At 67.0% G+C, this 19025-nt stretch carries 15 protein-coding genes; 10 read left to right on the top strand and 5 right to left on the bottom strand.

Annotation, left to right across the window (positions count from 1 at the left end; genetic code table 11):
- Positions 1 to 16 precede the first annotated feature (16 nt).
- The 3 genes from clpA to icd all read right to left on the bottom strand — a co-directional run bounded on the left by clpA (position 17) and on the right by icd (position 3987).
- Positions 17 to 2287, bottom strand: a complete 2271-nt coding sequence (clpA, locus tag F627_RS0105755) for an ATP-dependent Clp protease ATP-binding subunit ClpA (RefSeq protein WP_018866329.1) — start codon at positions 2285 to 2287, stop codon at positions 17 to 19.
- A gap of 5 nt (positions 2288 to 2292) precedes the next feature.
- Positions 2293 to 2619 (bottom strand): ATP-dependent Clp protease adapter ClpS, encoded by a 327-nt coding sequence (gene clpS, locus F627_RS0105750; protein WP_018140091.1) that lies wholly within the window; start codon positions 2617 to 2619, stop codon positions 2293 to 2295.
- Positions 2620 to 2730: 111 nt separating this feature from the next.
- Positions 2731 to 3987 (bottom strand): NADP-dependent isocitrate dehydrogenase, encoded by a 1257-nt coding sequence (gene icd, locus F627_RS0105745; protein WP_018879117.1) that lies wholly within the window; start codon positions 3985 to 3987, stop codon positions 2731 to 2733.
- A gap of 155 nt (positions 3988 to 4142) precedes the next feature.
- On the opposite strand from icd, the gene F627_RS0105740 reads away from it, so the two are divergent.
- The 7 genes from F627_RS0105740 (at position 4143) to F627_RS0105710 (ending at position 12420) form a co-directional block, all read left to right on the top strand.
- Positions 4143 to 4604 carry an NUDIX domain-containing protein gene (locus F627_RS0105740; RefSeq protein ID WP_026329771.1) on the top strand — a complete coding sequence of 154 codons (462 nt, stop codon included), beginning with the start codon at positions 4143 to 4145 and terminating at the stop codon, positions 4602 to 4604.
- A complete protein-coding gene (gene mnmA / locus F627_RS0105735; protein WP_019583543.1) occupies positions 4601 to 5728 on the top strand; it encodes a tRNA 2-thiouridine(34) synthase MnmA in 1128 nt (375 codons plus the stop codon). Before F627_RS0105740 ends, mnmA begins: the two co-directional genes overlap by 4 nt.
- Positions 5729 to 5806: 78 nt before the next feature.
- On the top strand, positions 5807 to 6436 hold the full coding sequence (gene hflD, locus F627_RS0105730; protein WP_018866334.1) for a high frequency lysogenization protein HflD: 630 nt from the start codon (positions 5807 to 5809) through the stop codon (positions 6434 to 6436).
- Between the two features lie 16 nt (positions 6437 to 6452).
- Positions 6453 to 9206 (top strand): aconitate hydratase AcnA, encoded by a 2754-nt coding sequence (gene acnA, locus F627_RS0105725; RefSeq protein ID WP_018880628.1) that lies wholly within the window; start codon positions 6453 to 6455, stop codon positions 9204 to 9206.
- A gap of 66 nt (positions 9207 to 9272) precedes the next feature.
- Entirely contained in the window at positions 9273 to 9602 is a 330-nt protein-coding gene (locus tag F627_RS0105720) for a hypothetical protein (protein ID WP_018875491.1), read from the top strand.
- Positions 9602 to 10441 (top strand): HDOD domain-containing protein, encoded by an 840-nt coding sequence (locus F627_RS0105715; RefSeq protein WP_019583542.1) that lies wholly within the window; start codon positions 9602 to 9604, stop codon positions 10439 to 10441. The genes F627_RS0105720 and F627_RS0105715 overlap by 1 nt, the downstream gene beginning before the upstream one ends.
- A gap of 29 nt (positions 10442 to 10470) precedes the next feature.
- Positions 10471 to 12420 carry a bifunctional diguanylate cyclase/phosphodiesterase gene (locus F627_RS0105710; protein WP_018877411.1) on the top strand — a complete coding sequence of 650 codons (1950 nt, stop codon included), beginning with the start codon at positions 10471 to 10473 and terminating at the stop codon, positions 12418 to 12420.
- 30 nt (positions 12421 to 12450) lie between these two features.
- Here F627_RS0105710 and F627_RS0105705 read toward each other — a convergent pair whose 3' ends face one another.
- Positions 12451 to 13830: a lyase family protein gene (locus F627_RS0105705; RefSeq protein ID WP_019583541.1), complete on the bottom strand. Its 1380-nt coding sequence runs from the start codon at positions 13828 to 13830 to the stop codon at positions 12451 to 12453.
- 118 nt (positions 13831 to 13948) lie between these two features.
- Between F627_RS0105705 and purB the strand changes: the two genes are divergently transcribed.
- Together purB and F627_RS0105695 are read left to right on the top strand one after the other, a co-directional pair.
- Positions 13949 to 15316: an adenylosuccinate lyase gene (gene purB / locus F627_RS0105700; RefSeq protein ID WP_018882074.1), complete on the top strand. Its 1368-nt coding sequence runs from the start codon at positions 13949 to 13951 to the stop codon at positions 15314 to 15316.
- Between the two features lie 11 nt (positions 15317 to 15327).
- Positions 15328 to 16500 carry a cupin domain-containing protein gene (locus tag F627_RS0105695; protein ID WP_018875496.1) on the top strand — a complete coding sequence of 391 codons (1173 nt, stop codon included), beginning with the start codon at positions 15328 to 15330 and terminating at the stop codon, positions 16498 to 16500.
- 21 nt (positions 16501 to 16521) lie between these two features.
- Here F627_RS0105695 and dusA read toward each other — a convergent pair whose 3' ends face one another.
- Complete coding sequence (gene dusA, locus F627_RS0105690; protein WP_018880622.1) at positions 16522 to 17511, bottom strand: tRNA dihydrouridine(20/20a) synthase DusA; 990 nt, start codon at positions 17509 to 17511, stop codon at positions 16522 to 16524.
- A gap of 56 nt (positions 17512 to 17567) precedes the next feature.
- On the opposite strand from dusA, the gene F627_RS0105685 reads away from it, so the two are divergent.
- Positions 17568 to 18995: a Glu/Leu/Phe/Val dehydrogenase gene (locus F627_RS0105685; RefSeq protein WP_026332042.1), complete on the top strand. Its 1428-nt coding sequence runs from the start codon at positions 17568 to 17570 to the stop codon at positions 18993 to 18995.
- Positions 18996 to 19025 lie beyond the last annotated feature (30 nt).

Genomic DNA, 19025 nt, shown 5'->3' with positions numbered 1-19025 from the left:
ATGCCAGCACGCCGCATCAGGACGACACGGCCGTCTCCTGGATATCCAGCTCCAGCCCGGACTCGCCCAGTCGGACCACCACCTCGCCGCCGTGCGCCAGACGGCCGAACAGCAGCTCGTCGGCCAGCGGCTTCTTGATGTGCTCCTGCAGGGTGCGGGCCATCGGTCGCGCACCCATCTTGACGTCGTAGCCATGCTCGGCCAGCCAGGCCCGGGCGTCCGGCTCCACCGTCAGGTGGACCTTCTTCTCGTCGAGCTGGGCCTGCAGCTGAGTCAGGAACTTGTCGACCACATTGAGGATGGTCGCCTCGTCCAGCGGCCCGAACTGGATGGTCGCATCCAGCCGGTTGCGGAACTCCGGCGTAAAGGTCCGCTTGATCGCCTCCATCGCATCGCTGGAGTGGTCCTGCTGGGTAAAGCCCACCGACGGGCGGCTGGCCTGCTCGGCACCGGCGTTGGTGGTCATCACCAGGATCACATTGCGGAAGTCCACCTCGCGTCCGTTGGCATCCGTCAGCGTGCCGTGGTCCATGACCTGCAGGAGCACATTGAAGACGTCCGGGTGAGCCTTCTCGATCTCGTCCAGCAGCAGCACGGAATGCGGATGCTTCAGGATGGCGTCAGTGAGCAGCCCGCCCTCGTCATACCCCACATAGCCGGGCGGTGCCCCGATCAGGCGGGAGACCGTGTGGCGCTCCATATACTCGGACATGTCGAACCGCGCCAGGTGGATGCCCATCTGCTGCGCCAGCTGACGGGTGACCTCGGTCTTGCCGACCCCCGTCGGCCCGGCAAACAGGAACGAGCCGATCGGCTTGTCCATGTCGCCCAGACCGGAGCGTGCCATCTTGATGGCTGTCGCCAGGGTGCCGATCGCCTCGTCCTGGCCAAACACGGTCATCTTCAGGTTGCGGTCGAGGTTGCGCAGGGTCTCCTTGTCGGAGCTGGAAACCGACTTCGGCGGGATGCGCGCGATCTTCGCCACGATACTCTCGATATCCTGCACACCGATGGTCTTCTTGCGCTGGCTGGCCGGCTGCAGCTGGCGGCTGGCCCCGGCCTCGTCGATCAGGTCGATCGCCTTGTCCGGCAGGAAGCGGTCGGTGATGTAACGGTCGGCCAGCTCCGCCGCCGCCCGCAGCGCCGGCTTGGTAAACCGTACGTTGTGGTGCAGCTCGAAACGGGACTTCAGACCGCGCAGGATCTGCTCGGTCTCGTCGACCGTCGGCTCGGGCACCTCGATCTTCTGGAAACGCCGCGCCAGGGCACGATCCTTCTCGAAGATGCCGCGGTACTCCTGGTAGGTCGTGGAGCCGATGCACTTCAGCTCGCCCGAGGCGAGCATCGGCTTGATCAGGTTGGAGGCATCCATCACCCCGCCGGAGGCCGCGCCAGCCCCGATGATGGTGTGGATCTCGTCGATGAACAGCACCGCACCCGGCTCCTTCTTGAGCTGGGCCAGAACGCCCTTAAGGCGCTTCTCGAAGTCGCCGCGGTATTTGGTCCCGGCGACCAGCGCCCCCAAGTCCAGGGCATAGACGGTCGCGGATTCGATCGCCTCGGGCACCTGTTCGTCGACGATGCGCCGCGCCAGACCCTCGGCAATGGCGGTCTTGCCGACCCCGGCCTCTCCGACCAGCAGCGGGTTGTTCTTCCGCCGGCGGCAGAGGATCTGGATAGTGCGCTCGATCTCGTGATCGCGCCCGATCAGCGGGTCGATCTCGTCCTTGCGCGCCTTGTCGTTGAGGTTGGTGGCGTAGAGCTGCAGCGCGTTGGTCTTTTCCTCGCGCTCGCCCTCCACCGGCTCGGCCTGGGACTCGTTCGGGTTGGGCTGCGCCCCGAGTTCGTCCTCGCCCACCTTGGAGATCCCGTGCGAGATGAAGTTGACGACGTCCAGGCGCGAGATGTTCTGCTGCCCCAGCACGTACAGGGCCTGGCTGTCCTGTTCGCCGAAGAGGGCCACCAGAACGTTGGCGCCGGAGACCTCCTTGCGTCCGCTGGACTGCACATGGAACACGGCCCGCTGCAGCACCCGCTGGAAGCCCAGCGTCGGCTGCGTCTCGCGCGAATCGTTCGGCGGGATGCGCGGCGTGTTCTCGTCGATATAGGCCTCCAGCTCGTCGCGGATGCGATCGAGATCGCCCCCGCAGGCCCGCAGCACCGTGGCCGCGCTGGGATTCTGCGCCAGCGCCATCAGCAGATGCTCAACGGTCACGAACTCGTGACGTTTTTCGCGGGCCTCCTTGAAGACCATGTTCAGGCTGAATTCGAGTTCCTTGTCGAGCATGGGAGTCAGGCCTCCTCCATCGAGCAAAGCAGTGGGTGCTGATGGCTGCGGGCGTAGTCGTTCACCTGCGCCACCTTGGTCTCGGCCACATCCCGGGTAAAGATGCCGCATACTCCCTTGCCGCGCGTGTGCACGTGCAGCATCACCCGGGTGGCCTTTTCGCGATCCATGCTGAAGAAGGTCTCCAGTACCTCGATCACGAACTCCATGGGCGTGAAATCGTCGTTGAGCAGGACCACCTTGTACTGTCGCGGTGGCTTGAGCTCCGGCCTCGATTCTTCGACCGTTACCGAGTCGTCTCGATCGGGGTTTTGGGGCTTGTCATCACTCATCGGTCGAACTCGCGCCTTCAGCGGTTACTCGTTTGGGTCGTCTCCATCCTCGAATGGTTCCGGGCCGAGGCCAAGTGCCCTTACGGACACTCCGACCACCGACCCGTCCCGTCACATGTGCTTGATCATCGCCTCGCCAAAGGCCGAGCAGGCAATCGGCTCGACGTTATCCATCAGCCGCGCGAAGTCGTAGGTCACCTCGCCGGCGCTGATCGCGCCGCCCATGCCCTTGACCACCAGGTCCGCCGCCTCGGGCCAGCCCAGATGCCGCAGCATCATCTCGGCAGACAGGATCAGCGAGCCGGGGTTCACCTTGTCCTGGCCGGCATACTTCGGCGCCGTGCCGTGGGTGGCCTCGAACATCGCGGTGGTGTCGGACAGGTTCGCACCCGGGGCGATGCCGATGCCACCCACCTGCGCGGCCAGCGCATCCGAGATGTAGTCACCGTTCAGGTTCAGCGTGGCGATCACCGAGTAGTCCTCCGGGCGCAGCAGGATCTGCTGCAGGAAGGCATCCGCGATCACGTCCTTGATCACGATGTCGCGGCCGGTCTTCGGGTTCTTGAAGGTCTGCCACGGGCCGCCGTCCAGGTCCTTCGCACCGAACTCCTCGCGGGCCAGCTCGTAGCCCCAGGCCTTGAAGGAGCCCTCGGTGAATTTCATGATGTTGCCCTTGTGCACCAGCGTCACCGACGGGCGGTCGTTGTCGATCGCGTACTCGATGGCCTTGCGCACCAGGCGCTTGGTGCCTTCGCTGGAGACCGGCTTCACGCCGATGCCGGCGGTATCAGGGAAGCGGATCTGGGTCACGCCCATCTCGCCCTGCAGGAAGTCGATGACCTTTTTCGCTTCCGGCGTGCCGGACTCGAATTCAATGCCGGCGTAGATGTCCTCCGAGTTCTCGCGAAAGATCACCATGTCGGTCTTTTCCGGAGCCTTCAGCGGACTCGGGGTGCCGTCGTAGTAGCGCACCGGGCGCAGACAGACAAACAGATCCAGCTTCTGGCGCAGCGCCACGTTCAGGGAGCGGAAACCGCCACCGACCGGCGTGGTCAGCGGGCCCTTGATGGACACGCGGTAATCCTTCACCGCCTCCAGGGTCTCGTCCGGAAGGCCCGAATCATCGTCGTAGACCCTGGTTGCCTTCTCGCCGGCATAGACCTCCATCCACTCGATCGCCTTCTTCCCGCCGTAGGCCTTCTCCACGGCCGCATCGGTCACCCGGCGCATCACCGGGGTGATATCGACCCCGATGCCGTCACCCTCGATATAGGGGATCACCGGATGATCCGGCACCTGCAGCTTCCCCTGCTCGTCGACGGTGATGCGTTCGCCCTTCTCCGGGACCTGAATGTGCTGATAGGCCATGCCAACTCCTTGTACGGAAATCGAGATCAATGGATCGGTCAATCGGGTATGCCTCGATTATACATGCCCAACCGCCATCTCCGGGGGCCCGGAGCGAGTGAAATCGACGTTCCGTCATGGTCGTGTGCGCCATTGCCTGCGTTATCATCCGCCGCATGACCGAACGCCTCCCCTGTCACATCACCGTGGCCGCCGTGATCGAGCGCGAAGGCCGGTTCCTGTTCGTCGAGGAGACCGACGGCGGGCGCCGGGTCCTGAACCAGCCGGCCGGGCACCTGGACGCCCACGAAGACCTGATCGAGGCGGTCGTGCGCGAGGTCCGCGAGGAGACCTCCCTCGCGTTCACCCCCGAGGCCACCCTCGGCTGCGATCTCCTGGAACTGGCCAGCGGCGCCGTCATCCTGCGCACCAGCTTCTGTGGCTCGACCGCGCCCCTGCCTTCGCCCGGCCCGCGAGACCCGGCGATCCATGCCCTGCACTGGCTGACACCCGAGGCGGCCGAACGCGACTGGCCCCTGCGCAGCCCCCTGGTGATGCGCAGCATCCATCGCTACCAGGCTGGCCCGCGCCTGCCGCTCGCGGCGGTCGGCGGGCTGGTCCGGGCGGTCGCGCCATGAGCGGCGGCGAGCGCGTCATCATCGGCCTCTCCGGAGGCGTCGACTCCGCCGTCGCCGCCAGCCGCCTGCTGGAGGCCGGCTATCGCGTCGAAGGCCTGTTCATGAAGAACTGGGAGGATGACGACGACGCCGAATACTGCGCCGCCGAGGCCGACTACGCGATGGCCCGCGAGGTCGCGGATTGTCTCGAGATCCCCCTGCACAAGGCGAACTTCGCCGAGGACTACCGCCAGCGGGTGTTCGCCCAGTTCCTCCACGAATACGAGGCTGGGCGCACCCCCAACCCGGACATCCTCTGCAACCGCGAGATCAAGTTCCGTTCCTTCCTCGACCACGCGCGCGAGCTGGGCGCCCGCTGGATCGCCACCGGTCACTACGCGCGAGTCCGCCATCATGCGGACTTCAGCGAGCTGTGCATGGCGGCCGACGCCAACAAGGACCAGACCTACTTTCTGCATACCCTGACTCAGGAGCAGTTGCGCCCGGCCCTGTTCCCGCTGGGGGATATCCCGAAGGACCAGGTCCGGGTGCGGGCCCGCGAACTGGGTCTGCCGAACCACGCCCGCAAGGACTCCACGGGGATCTGCTTTATCGGCGAGCGGCGCTTCCGCGACTTCCTCGCGCAGTACCTGAACGCCACCCAGGGCGAGATGCGCACCCCGGAGGGTCAGATCGTCGGCTACCACCAGGGCCTGATGTTCTACACCCTCGGCCAGCGCCAGGGTCTCGGCATTGGCGGGGTCGACGGGTTCGCCGAGGCCCCGTGGTATGTGGTCGACAAGGATCTCGAGCACAACGCCCTGGTCGTCGCCCAGGACCCGCAGCATCCGCGACTGATGAGCCCGACGCTTGTCACCGAGCCGGTCCACTGGATCCACGACGTGCCCGCCCCGGGCGAGCCGCTCCGGGCCCGACTGCGCCATCGCCAGCCCCTGCAGGACTGCCGCATCGAGACGCTTGCGCAGGCGGGTGCCACGGTGTCGTTCGACAGCCCGCAACGCGCCGCCACCCCCGGGCAGTCCATCGCCTTCTACCGCGGCGATGTCTGCCTGGGCGGCGCGGTGATCGCGACCCGGACCACGCTGGACCACCACGCAGGCGCCATTCAATCCGCGTCTCCCTGAGTGAGTCCGCCGGGTCACTTCCGGTATAGTGAGCCCTGCCTGGCGCCCCGCCCCCGACCCACCAAGGAATGAACTGGCTTGGACCGCTCCGATCACAACCGCACGCTGGCGCTTGCCGCCCTCTTCCAGTGCGCCAGCCTGGTCAAGGATCTGGCCTGGCGCGGCAGCTGCGACGAATACGAGTTCGAGGTCCTGATCGGCAGCCTGTTTGCCTTCGATGCCGAGACACCGGAGGCGGTCTACCGCGAGGCCGTCAGCCTGAAGAGCGGCCTGGAACGCATCGAGAGCCAGCTGCAAAACGGCAGCAAGCCGCCGGACATGGAGATCACCCGCTACGCGATCGGCTTGATCTTCCTCGAGCGCAAGCTGCAAAAACGCGACGATATGCTGCAGACGCTGACCGACGGTCTGCAGGGCGCACAACGCCAGATCGACTACTTTCACATCACCCATGAGAGCGTGATCGCGCGACTCGCCGAGATCTACAAGGAAACCATCTCCGAACTCGGCCCGCGCATCATCGTGCAGGGAGAACAGAACAACCTCTCCAACCCGGAGACCGCCGCGCGCATTCGTGCGTTGCTGCTGGCCGGAATCCGGGCCGCGGTCCTCTGGCGCCAGGCCGGCGGATCGCGCTGGAAACTGCTTTTTGGCCGCAAACGGCTGATTCGCGAAGCGAACCACATCCTCAATCGACTCAATACCTGAACGCGGAAGACGCATCATGAGCCACGCCGACCCGAAGAACACCCAGACCCTGTCCGCTGGCGGCCTCGACTGCCGTTACGTGCCGATCACCGACGACGCCCGCGCGAAGGATCTGCCCTTTGCCCTCAAGGTGCTGCTGGAAAACCTGCTGCGCTTCGAGGACGAGCGCACCGTCCGGCGTGCCGACATCGAGGCCCTGCTGGACTGGGACCCGAAGGCCGAGCCGGCCCAGGAGATCGCCTTCCGACCGGCCCGCGTGCTGCTCCAGGACTTCACCGGCGTGCCGGCGGTGGTCGACCTCGCCGCGATGCGCGACGCGATGGAGGCCCTCGGCGGCGATCCGAAAAAGATCACCCCGCTGCAGCCGGCGGAGCTGGTGATCGACCACTCGGTCCAGGTCGATGCCCACGGCAACGCCAACGCGATGAACCTGAACGCGGAGCTGGAATACTCCCGCAACCGCGAGCGCTACAGCTTCCTCAAGTGGGGCCAGCAGGCCTTTGATACCTTCAAGGTGGTGCCGCCGGACACCGGCATCGTCCACCAGGTGAACCTCGAATACCTGGCCCGTACGGTGTTCGTGGACGACCAGGCCGAGGGGGGCTGCATGGCCTATCCGGATACCCTGGTCGGCACCGATTCCCATACCACCATGATCAACGGCCTCGGCGTACTCGGCTGGGGCGTGGGCGGCATCGAGGCCGAGGCCGCGATGCTCGGCCAGCCGATCTCCATGCTGATCCCGCAGGTCGTCGGCTTCCGCCTGACCGGCAAGCTGGCCGAGGGCGCCACCGCGACCGACCTGGTGCTGGTGATCGTCGAGATGCTGCGCAAGAAGGGCGTGGTCGGGAAGTTCGTCGAGTTCTTTGGCGACGGCCTCGCCGATCTGCCCCTGGCCGATCGCGCCACCATCGCCAACATGGCGCCGGAGTACGGCGCCACCTGCGGCATCTTCCCGATCGACGACGAGACCCTGAACTACCTGCGCCTGACCGGGCGTGACGCCGGCCATATCGAATTCATCGAGGCCTATGCCAAGGCCCAGGGGCTGTGGCGTGACGACAGCGCCCCGATCGCCCGCTACAGCGACATGCTGGAGCTGGACCTGTCCACGGTCGAACCCAGCCTCGCCGGGCCCAAGCGCCCGCAGGACCGCATCCCGCTGAGCCAGGCCGGCGCCACCATCAGCCGCCATCTGGACACCATGCTGAAGGAGCGCGAGAGCGGCGCCGACGAACCGGCCGAGGCCGAGCGCTTCGCGGCCGAGGGCGGGCATACCGCCGTGGGCGTGGAACACCAGGCGGAGGAGCCCCATCACACCGCCATCGAGATGGACGGCGAGACCTTCACCCTGGATCACGGCGACATCGTGATCGCGGCGATCACCTCCTGCACCAACACCTCCAACCCGTCGGTGATGCTGGGTGCCGGCCTGGTCGCGCGCAAGGCGCGCGAGGCGGGGCTGCAGGTCAAGCCCTGGGTGAAGACCTCGCTGGCCCCCGGCTCGCGCGTGGTCACCGACTACCTGGAGAAGTCCGGCCTGCTGACCGATCTGGAGGCCCTTGGCTTTCACGTGGTCGGCTATGGCTGCACCACCTGCATCGGGAACTCGGGCCCGCTGCCGGAGCCGATCTCCGAGGCCATCATCAAGGACGACCTGATCGTCAGCTCGGTGCTCTCCGGCAACCGCAACTTCGAGGGGCGCATCCATTCCGAGGTGCAGATGAACTTCCTCGCCTCGCCGCCCCTGGTGGTCGCCTACGCCCTGGCCGGGCGCAGCAATATCGACCTGTACAACGATCCCATCGGCGAGAACGCCGAGGGCGCGCCGGTCTACCTGAAGGACATCTGGCCGACCACCGACGAGGTGCGCGAGGCCGTCGCCAGCCACGTTGGCGCTGGCAGCTTTACCAGTGCCTACGGGGATCTCTACTCCGGCGAGGAGCGCTGGCGCAACCTGGAGGCCCCCAAGGGCGAGCGTTTCGAGTGGCAGGAGGACTCCACCTACGTCCGCAATCCGCCCTACTTCAAGGGCATGGGCATGACCCCGATGCCCTGGCACGACATCCAGGGCGCGCGCGTGCTGGCCCTGCTGGGCGACTCGGTCACCACCGACCACATCTCCCCGGCCGGCTCGATCGCCAAGGACAGCCCCGCCGGGAAGTACCTGGAATCCAAGGGCGTAAAGCCCGCGGACTTCAATTCCTACGGCTCGCGGCGCGGCAACCACGAGGTGATGATGCGCGGCACCTTCGCCAACGTGCGCCTGCGCAACCTGCTGGCCCCGGGCACCCAGGGCGGCGTCACCCAGCACCTGCCGGATGGCGAGCAGATGTCCATCTACGACGCCGCCATGCGCTACCAGGAAGAGGACACCCCGCTGATCGTGATCGCCGGTCAGGAATACGGGACCGGCTCCTCGCGCGACTGGGCCGCCAAGGGGACCCTGCTACTGGGAGTCAAGGCGGTGATCGTCGAGAGCTTCGAGCGCATCCACCGCTCCAACCTGGTGGGCATGGGTGTCCTCCCGCTGCAGTTCCTGCCCGGCGAGAACGCGGCCAGCCACGGACTGACCGGGCGCGAGACCTATAGCATCACCGGCGTGGAGAACGGCGAGGCCCGCGAGGCGACGGTGACCGCGGTGGACGACGACGGTCAGCGCACCACCTTCACCGTGCGTGTACGCCTGGATACCCCGCAGGAGGTGGACTACTTCCGCCACGGCGGCATCCTGCCCTACGTGTTGCGCCAGCTCGCGGGTTCCGCATAAGGTCTCGGCATGGGACGACGGATCTCCACGGAGGCAATACAGTCCGGTCAGACACTGGCGACCGCCGTGCATGACCGCTCCGGCCGTCTCCTGATCCCCGCCGGCATGGTGCTGCAGGACAAGCAGATCCGCGTGCTGCTGTCCTGGGGTATCAGCACGGTCGAGGTGGTCGAGGACGAGCAGGCAGCGGCCAATGATGGTCAGGACGAGCCTGTGGAGCTCCCGCCAGAAACCCGGCCCACGCCGGAGATGGAGGAACAGGCCGATACCATCCTGTCCGAGCGCTTCCGCCACTGTGACGTGAACGCCCACCCCATGGACGGGTTCCACCAGCTCGCCCGTGAGCAGTTGCTGGATGAGCTGATGCGCCGCGGGCACCGGTCCCGGGGTGCATGATGACCGTCGCCGAGTTCCTCGAGCAGGACGACTCGCTGTGCAGCTTTTCCGGCAGTTACAACACGATCTTCACCCGTCTTAGCGATCCCACGGCCAACGTCGCCGGGATCACCGAGGCAGTGGAGCTGGACCCGACCATCGCCGCGAAGACGCTGCGCATGGCGAACTCCTCGCTGTACGGCTTTCCCGAGCCCATCGACACCCTGCACCGCGCGGTCTCCATCATCGGCCTGCAGCAGATGCGCCAGATCGTGCTGTCGACAATCGTCATTGAGCATTTCCGTGGATTGCCGGTCATCGGCGTCGACATGGAGTCGTTCTGGCGCCACAGCATCGCGGTCGGCGTGCTCAGTCGCTCCATCGCACGGTTCCGCCGCGAGGCCAACATCGAACGGCTGTACCTCTACGGCATCATGCACGATCTGGGGCGGCTGCTGCTGTTCCTGCGCCTGGGCACCCGCACCGAGGAGCTGATCAACATCCGCGAACGCGAGCAGTGCCTGCTGTTCGAGGCCGAACGCGAGCTGCTCGGCTTCGATCATGCCGCCATCGGCTCCGCCCTGCTGGATGAATGGGGCATGACCCCGGCCCAGGTGGAGGCCACGCGCTACCACCATGCCCCGGAGGAGGCACGCGCCTTCCCGGTGGAAACCGCGATCGTGCACGTCGCCGACAGCATCGCGAATTCGCTGCGCCTGGGATCGTCCGGCGAGCGCTTCGTGCCCCCGGTAAGCCCCGAGACCTTCGACCGGATCGGCCTGGAGATGCCGGTCTACGAAGACATCATCGGCCACGCCCGCAAGCATCTGGACCAGATGCAGGCGATCCTCCTCGACTGAGCCCGTATGCAGGCAAAGGACGCTGTTGCATGAGCCCATCGTATCGCACGCCCGAGGAGGTCAATGCCCTCCATGAGCGCATCCGCTTCCTCGAGGAGGCCCTGGAGGCCAACGCCTACGCGATGGACGTGCTCGCCTCGACCACGGCGATCTTTGGCGATACCGACCGCAACCGCAGCCCCGAGCTGATCATCCAGAACAGCATCGAGTCCATTCGTCGGCTTCTGCCGGCACAGGACATGGCGGTCTACGTGCTGGACAACGACTGCTCCTTCAATCTCGCCTACCAGGAGCGCCCGGAGGAGCTGGAGCCGGACCTCGCGGACACCGTGGAACAGCTGATCCGCGACGGGCAGTTCTCCTGGGCGCTGCATCAGAATCACCCGGTCTGCCTCCCCTCGCCGGTCGACGGCGAGAGCGTCATGCTCCACGTGATCTCCACGCGCACCCGGATTCGGGGGATGTTCGTCGCCCGCTTCCGCCAGTCGGAGCTGCAGCGGTACGAGATGATCCTGTCGACCCTGACCATGGTGCTCTTCAATACCGCCTATGCCCTCGAGAGCGCCGACCTGTTCCAGATGATGGATCGGCGCCAGAAGGCCCTGCAGCGGATCACCGAGCGCCAGTCGCGCGAACTGCTGCACCACATGTCGCACGACTCGCTGACCAACCTGCCCAATCGCATGCTGTTCAGCGACCGCCTGTCACAGGCCATGGAGCGCCATGCCGGCGCCGCCGGTCACGTGGCGCTGATCCTGCTGGACCTCGACAATTTCAAGCGCACCAATGACTCCCTCGGCCATCGGGCCGGCGACGAGCTGATCCGCAAGGTCGCGCAGGACCTCTCCGAACTGCTGGACCATGCGCGCGAGCGTTCCGGTCGCCACCTGCGCACCACCCTGTCGCGCCTGGGCGGCGACGAGTTCGGCATCCTCGTGGAGGACAGCCAGGGGCTGGAGGGTATCGTCCGCCTGGTCACCGACGTCGTCCGCAAGACGGCAACCGAGCGCCAGATCTTCGATCAGCCGGTGGTCAGCAGCGTGTCCTGTGGTATCGCGGTGTACCCCTACGACGGCGAGGACGCGGACACCCTGCTGGGCAACGCGGATGCCGCGATGTACGAGGCCAAGCAGCGCGGGCGCAACGGGTTCCGCTTCTATACCCAGGACCTCAACGCCCGCACCTTCCGTCACTTCGAGCTGGAAAACGAGCTGGGCCAGGCCATTGCCAATGAGCAACTGGTGCTGCACTACCAGCCCAAGGTGGAGCTCGCGACCGGCCGGGTCATCGGCGCCGAGGCCCTGATCCGCTGGCAGCACCCGAAGCTGGGCCTGCTGCCGCCCGGCCACTTCATCGAACTGGCCGAGGACATGACCCTGATCGAGGAGATCGGGGAATGGGTGCTGCGTCAGGTCTGCCGCGACCTGCAATCCCTGCGCATGGGGGAGGACGAGCTCCCGCGGGTCGCGATCAATGTCTCCGCCCGCCAGCTGCGCCAGCCGGATCTGGCCGGCGGCTTCCATCGCATCATCCGCGAGGCCGGCATCCCCACCCGCTGCATCGAACTGGAGCTCACCGAGACCAGCATCATGGATGACCCCAAGGGTGCCGCGCGCGTCTTCCAGCGCCTGCGCCAGGTTGGCATGTCCCTGGCCGTCGACGACTTCGGCACCGGCAACGCCTCGCTGATGCAGCTCAAGCAGTTGCCGGCCGATACCCTGAAGATCGACCGCTCCTTCGTGAAGGATCTCGACCACGGCGAGGAGCATGCGCAGATCGTGCGCGCGATCGTGCTGATGGCCCGCACCCTGGGGCTCGACGTGATCGCCGAAGGCGTGGAGACCGAGCGCCAGGCGCAGATCCTGCAGGACCTCGACTGCCACACGGCCCAGGGCTACTTCTACTCGCACCCCGTCCCGTTTGCCGACTTCCGCGGGCTGCTCCAGCCAGGCGTGGCGCTCCCGCTCGCGACCGCCTGACGCCTCGTCCTCCTGCGCCCCGCGACGCTTCTATTCTGACGGGCCGGTCAGGTTCGCGGGGTCCAGGAGGGCCTGCAGGCGCTCGCGCGGGATGTCAGTGTGTTCTGCCGCCACCTCGACGATGGGCCGCCCGGTCGCGTAGGCCTCCTTGGCGATACGCGCACCGGCCTCGTAGCCAATCTCCGCGTTCAGGGCCGTCACCAGGATGGGGTTGCGGTCCAGGGCGGCGCGCACGACCGCCTCGTTCACGGTGAAACCCGCGATGGCGCGGTCCGCCAGATGCCCGGCCGCACGCGCCAGCAGGCCCGTCTGATTCAGCAGATTGTCGGCGATCAGCGGCAATCCCACGTTCAACTGGAAATTGCCGCCCTGCCCGGCGGCCGCGATCGCCGCATCCAGACCGATCACCTGCTGCGCGGCCATGATGACGCCCTCCGGGATCACCGGATTCACCTTGCCCGGCATGATCGAGCTGCCCGGTTGCAGGGCCGGCAGCGCGATCTCGCCCAGCCCCGCCAGCGGACCGGAGTTCATCCAGCGCAGGTCGTTGGCAATCTTGATCAGGCTGGTGGCCGTGGTGCGCAGCTGCCCCGACAGTTCCACCGCCGTGTCCTGGCTGGCGAGCCCCGCGAACCCGTTGGATTCGCGCTCGAAGGCAATGCCGGTGCGTTCCGCCAGGCGCTGTGCCACACGCTCGCCGAACGCAGCCGGGGCATTGATCCCCGTACCCACCGCGGTGCCACCGATCGCCAGCCGGTTTACCCGGTCGCGGGTCGCGCGCAGGCGTTCGACATCCAGCTCCAGCTGCGTGCGCCAGCCAGACAACTCCTGGCTCATGCGCACCGGCATCGCGTCCATCAGGTGGGTGCGCCCGGTCTTCACGATCGCGGTCAGTTCGCCCTCGCGCCGCGCGATGGTGGCGATCAGGTGACGCAGCGCCGGGATCAGTTCCTGTTCCAGCTGGGTCGATGCCGCCACGTGCAACGCGGTCGGGATCACGTCGTTCGAGCTCTGGGAACGGTTCACGTGGTCATTGGGGTGGATCGGCAGGGCCTCGCTGGAGGCCAGGCGCGCGATCACCTCGTTCATGTTCATGTTGGTACTGGTGCCCGATCCGGTCTGGTAGACATCCACCGGGAAGGCATCCGCATGTTCGCCACTGGCGATGGTCTCGGCGGCCGCGACAATGACCCCGGCCACCTCCGCCGGCAGCTGCTCCAGCGCCTGATTGGCTTCGGCACAGGCCGCCTTGGTTTGCGCCAGGGCACGAATGAAGGCCGCCGGGAGGGGGCGTCCGGCGATCTGGAAGTTGTCCACCGCACGCTGGGTCTGGGCGCCCCACAGGGCCTGCTCCGGGACCGCCACCGGTCCGAGACTGTCCTGTTCCTGACGCATTGCGGGCTTCGACATGCCGTTCTCCTGGTTGGGTCCGCGCCGGTAACCGGGGTCTCCCCGGCGCGATGCTGTATTGCAACTGAACGCCTTAGTATACTGCGCCGCCTGACTCGAACCCGACCCCGGAATGCCCATGTCCCCGAGCCCCCTGACTGCGATCAGCCCTGTCGACGGCCGCTACGCGCGCCATACCCGCGACCTGGCGCCCTACTTCTCCGAACAGGGCCTGATGCAGGCCCGCGTGCGCGTGGAGATCGCCTGGCTCAAGGCCCTGGCCGCCGAGCCGGCTATCCCCGAGGTGCCGGCCTTGACCGACGCGGCGGGTGCCTTCCTCGATGAGATCGCCTTCGGCTTCGACGAGGTCGCGGGCGCCCGGGTGAAGGAGATCGAGGCGACCACCAACCACGACGTGAAGGCGATCGAGTACTACATCAAGGAACAGATGGCGGACCGCGCCGACCTGCAGAGCCAAATCGAGTTCGTGCACTTCGCCTGCACCTCCGAGGACATCAACAACCTCGCCTACGGCGTGATGGTCCGCGAGGCCCGCGACCAGGTGATGCTGCCGGCCCTGGACAGCGTGCTCGCCCCCCTGCGCACGCTTGCCGAACGCTTCGCCGAACAACCGATGCTCGCGCGCACCCACGGCCAGCCGGCCTCCCCCACCACCATGGGCAAGGAACTGGCCAACGTGGTCGCGCGTCTGGAGCGCCAGCGCGACGAGATCGCCGCCGTCGCCTGCCGCGGCAAGATCAACGGCGCGGTCGGCAACTTCAATGCCCACAGCGTGGCCTACCCGGAGGTCGACTGGCCGGCCCTGTCGCGGCGAATGATCGAGGGCCTGGGGCTGGAACCGAATACCCACACCACCCAGATCGAGCCGCATGACTTCCTCGCCGAGCTGTTCCATGCCTTCATGCGCGCGAACACCATCCTGCTGGATGCGGCGCGCGACATCTGGGGCTATATCTCGCTGGGCTACTTCAAGCAGAAGGTTGTGGCCGGCGAAGTCGGCTCCTCGACCATGCCGCACAAGGTCAACCCGATCGACTTCGAGAACGCCGAGGGCAACCTCGGCCTGGCCAATGCCCTGTTCGATCATCTCGCGGGCAAGCTGCCGGTGTCGCGCTTCCAGCGCGATCTGACCGACTCCACCGTGCTGCGCAACATCGGCCTGGCGTTCGCCTGGTCGCTGATCGCCTACAAGGCCTTCGATCGCGGCCTCGGGAAGCTGGAGATCGAGCCCGGCCGCCTGGCGGAAGACCTGGACCAGAACTGGGAGGTCCTGGGCGAGGCGGTCCAGACCGTGATGCGTCGCTACGGCATCGAGTCGCCCTACGAGAAGCTCAAGGAACTGACCCGCGGGCAGCGCATTACGCCCGAGGCCCTGGCGGCCTTCATCGACGGCCTCGAGATCCCGGAAGAGGCCCGCGCGCGCCTGCGCGAGCTGACGCCGGGGACCTACACCGGCATCGCCGAGAAGCTCGCGCGCGACCTCTGATCCCGCACGGCATGGCGGCCCCGGATCCGAACCAACCGCTGGTCCTGCTTGGCGGGCTCACGACCGCCGAGTTTCTGCGCGACTACTGGCAGCAACGCCCGCTGCTCGTGCGCAATGCGGTCCCGGGTTTCGAGAATCCCATCGAGCCCGACGATCTGGCCGGCCTGGCGACCGATCCGGATGCCGCCAGCCGCATCGTCCGCGGGCATGTCGACCGCCAGGACTGGGACGTGGAGTACGGCCCCTTCGACGCCGAGCACCTGGGGCAGCTGCCCGCGCGCGACTGGACCCTGCTGATCACCGACGTGGAACGCTTCTGGCCCGGCGGGTCGGACTTCCTCGCCCGTTTCGACTTCATCCCGCGCTGGCGCCGGGACGACCTGATGATCTCCTATGCCCCGCCCGGGGGCTCCGTCGGACCGCATGTGGATCAATACGACGTGTTCCTGTTCCAGGCCGCGGGACGCCGCCGCTGGCAGATCCAGGACCCACCGGGATCACTGGATTGCCACGACGACCTGCCGCTCGCCATCCTGCGCGAGTTCCACCCGAGCGAGACCTGGGAGCTGGGCCCCGGCGACCTGCTCTATCTGCCGCCCGGTCTGCCGCATTACGGCCTGTCGCTGGATGCGCAGTGCATGACCTGGTCGGTCGGTTTTCGCGCCCCGACCATCCTCGACGTCCTGACCGGCTTTCTCGAGGAGCGCGCCAACGTGATCGGCGACCAGGCGCGTTTCGAGGATCCGGGGCGTCACCCGGCTGCCTGCCCCGCCGAACTCCCCGCCGCGGATCGCAGGGAACTGCGCGAGGCCCTGCGCGCGCTGCTCGCCGCGGAGGACCAGGACCTGGACGCCTATCTCGGCCGGTTCCTGACCCGCCCCGCCGGGAACATCGAGCTCGCTCCGGAAGACCCCGGGATCGCAGCCCGTGCCGGGGTTGCGGAACGCTTTGTCCTCCACCCCGGTATCCGCCGCGCGTGGTTCCAGGGCCCCGACGGCCCGGTCCTGTGCGTCGGTGGCAATGACTATCCCGCACAGCACGTCGCGCCTGAGGTCCTGGAGACGTTCTGCCGCGCGGAGACGCTCAGCGTCGCCGAATGGGAGGAGGCGATCCCCGCGATCCGCCAGATCCTGGCGGACGGGCTCGAGGCGGGCTGGATCGCCCCGGAGACGCCCGCCGAGTAGCCGCCTGTACGGTGTGAGGCGTCAGGCCGCCCGGGGCAGACAAGCCCGGGCGGCGCGCTCGATCAGCTCCGGGCCGGCGCCGGGTTGATGGGCCCCCTCGGTCAGGACACGCCGCCACTGCCGGGCCCCGGGCTCCCCGTGGAACAGCCCCAGAATGTGCCGGGTCAGGCGTGCCAGCGGCACGCCGTCTCGCCGCATCCCCTCGGCCAGCTCCAGGAGCCCCTCCAGCACCCCCTCGCGTGTCGGATCCTGGTCCGCACCGAAATACAGCCGGTCCACCACGGACAGGCTCCAGGGCTCGTGGTAGGCCTTGCGTCCGAACATCACGCCATCCACCTGCTGCAGATGGGCCCGAGCACCCGGTACATCGTCGAGCCCGCCGTTCAGCACGATGGTCAGCTGGGGAAACTCCGCCTTCAGGCGGTACACGCGGGCGTAGTCCAGCGGCGGGACATCGCGGTTGTCCTTGGGGCTCAACCCCTGCAGCCAGGCCTTGCGCGCGTGCACCACGAACACCCGGCAGCCGGCCGCGGCGACCTGTTCCACGAAGGCATGCAGGTCGGCCTCGGAGTCCTGGTCGTCGATGCCGATGCGGTGCTTGACGGTTACCGGGACCTCCACCGCGTCGCGCATCGCCGCCACACAGTCGGCCACCAGCCCCGGATCCGCCATCAGGCAGGCGCCGAACGCGCCGGACTGGACACGGTCGGAGGGACAACCCACATTCAGGTTAATCTCGTCGAAGCCGCGATCGGCCGCGATGCGTGCCGCCTGCGCCAGCGTGGCCGGGTCCGACCCGCCCAGCTGCAGCGCGATCGGGTGTTCCTCCGCGGCAAAGCCGAGCAGGCGGTCGCGATCGCCATGGATCACCGCGTTGGCATGCACCATCTCGGTATACAACAATGCCCGACGGGTCAGCAGCCGATGGAACCGGCGACACCAGGTGTCCGTCCAGTCCATCATCGGTGCAACCGAGAACCGCGGGTCGGGAAAGTGGCCCGCGTCACCCATACGCGAAGCCCCCGTGCCGCGCAGGCCGCCTCGCAAAGCCATAAAGGATTGCCGTCATGTCGGAAAGCGAAGTCCCTGAAACCTTTCTTGATAGTGTCTCACACATGGTCGACCGGGCCATGGCCTACCTCGAACTCCCCGAGGGGGCGCGCGAGGCCCTGAAGTCCTGCGACTCGGTGATTCAGGTCAGTTTTCCGATCCGCTTTCGCGACCGCATCGAGGTGTTCAAGGGCTGGCGCGCGGTGCACTCCGCGCATCGCCTGCCATCCAAGGGCGGTCTGCGCTTCTCCCCGACCATGGATCAGCAGCACGCCGAGGCCCTGGCGGCCCTGATGACCTACAAATGCGCCATCGTGGACATCCCCTTCGGGGGTTCCAAGGGTGGGCTTCGGATCGATCCGCAGAAATACGACGAGTGGGAGATGGAGCGCATCACCCGACGCTTCGCCCACGAACTGATCCAGCGTGACTACATCAGCCCCGCGCAAAACGTGCCGGCCCCCGATGTGGGGACCTCCCAGCGCGAGATGGCCTGGATCATGGAGACCTACCGCGAACGGCATCCGGAAGATCTCGATCACGCCGCCTCGGTGACCGGAAAGCCCGTGGAGCTGGGGGGCATCGTCGGGCGTCTCGAGGCCACCGGACGCGGTGTGCAGTACGCGCTACAGGCGTTCTTTCGCGAGGGCTCGGCCGCCCGCGAGGCCGGGTTCGAAGGTGGCCTGGGCGAACAGCGAATCATCATTCAGGGCTTCGGCAACGTCGGCTACTATGCCGCGCGCTTCCTGCAGCAGGACGATCACGCGAAGATCGTCGGCGTCATCAAGAGCGATGGCGGCGTGTACTGCGAAGACGGTATCGACGTCGAGGCGCTGCACGACTACGTCCGCCGCAGCGGCACCATGGAGGGCTTTGCCGGCGTCGAGTTCGAGCGCGACGGCAACCGCATCCTGGAACGCGAATGCGACATCCTGATCCCGGCGGCGCTGGAAGGCGCGATCCATCGCGGCAACGCCGACCGCATCCAGGCCCGGCTGATCGCCGAGGCCGCCAACGGGCCCTGCACCTGGGAGGCCGACCAGGCACTGCGGGCCCGCGGGATCACGATCCTGCCGGACGTCTACGTCAATGCCGGGGGTGTCGTCGTGTCCTACTTCGAATGGGTGCGCAACCTGTCGCACATGCGCTTCGGGCGCCTGGAGCGGCGCTACGACCAGTCCCAGGGCCAGCACATCGTGACGGCCATCGAGATGATGACCAACGAGAGCATCCCGGAATGGATTCGCGACGCGGTGGTTCGCGGTGCCGAGGAGATCGATCTGGTTCGTTCCGGCCTCGAGGACACCATGCGCGAGGCGTTCCGCGAGATGCACGAGGTCCGCGAGGTGGAAAGCAACGGCGAGGTACTCGACTACCGCACCGCCGCCTATCTGATCGCCCTGCGCAAGATCATCCGCGCCCGCAGCGACCTCAAGCTCATCTGACCCACACGCTCCGCGAACGCAGGGGATCCG

Source organism: Thioalkalivibrio sp. ALE16, assembly GCF_000381305.1.
In the GTDB taxonomy this organism is placed as follows: domain Bacteria; phylum Pseudomonadota; class Gammaproteobacteria; order Ectothiorhodospirales; family Ectothiorhodospiraceae; genus Thioalkalivibrio.
Note: the sequence above shows the minus strand (reverse complement) of the source record. Positions and strands in the feature narration are given on the sequence as shown.

Coding starts and splice junctions, on each gene's coding strand:
- F627_RS0105685 (WP_026332042.1), top strand. CDS start 17,568: ATGTCGGAAAGCGAAGTCCCTGAAACCTTTCTTGATAGTGTCTCACAC.
- clpS (WP_018140091.1), bottom strand. CDS start 2,619: ATGAGTGATGACAAGCCCCAAAACCCCGATCGAGACGACTCGGTAACG.
- dusA (WP_018880622.1), bottom strand. CDS start 17,511: ATGGGTGACGCGGGCCACTTTCCCGACCCGCGGTTCTCGGTTGCACCG.
- purB (WP_018882074.1), top strand. CDS start 13,949: ATGTCCCCGAGCCCCCTGACTGCGATCAGCCCTGTCGACGGCCGCTAC.
- clpA (WP_018866329.1), bottom strand. CDS start 2,287: ATGCTCGACAAGGAACTCGAATTCAGCCTGAACATGGTCTTCAAGGAG.
- icd (WP_018879117.1), bottom strand. CDS start 3,987: ATGGCCTATCAGCACATTCAGGTCCCGGAGAAGGGCGAACGCATCACC.
- F627_RS0105740 (WP_026329771.1), top strand. CDS start 4,143: ATGACCGAACGCCTCCCCTGTCACATCACCGTGGCCGCCGTGATCGAG.
- acnA (WP_018880628.1), top strand. CDS start 6,453: ATGAGCCACGCCGACCCGAAGAACACCCAGACCCTGTCCGCTGGCGGC.
- F627_RS0105705 (WP_019583541.1), bottom strand. CDS start 13,830: ATGTCGAAGCCCGCAATGCGTCAGGAACAGGACAGTCTCGGACCGGTG.
- mnmA (WP_019583543.1), top strand. CDS start 4,601: ATGAGCGGCGGCGAGCGCGTCATCATCGGCCTCTCCGGAGGCGTCGAC.
- F627_RS0105710 (WP_018877411.1), top strand. CDS start 10,471: ATGAGCCCATCGTATCGCACGCCCGAGGAGGTCAATGCCCTCCATGAG.
- F627_RS0105695 (WP_018875496.1), top strand. CDS start 15,328: ATGGCGGCCCCGGATCCGAACCAACCGCTGGTCCTGCTTGGCGGGCTC.
- F627_RS0105715 (WP_019583542.1), top strand. CDS start 9,602: ATGACCGTCGCCGAGTTCCTCGAGCAGGACGACTCGCTGTGCAGCTTT.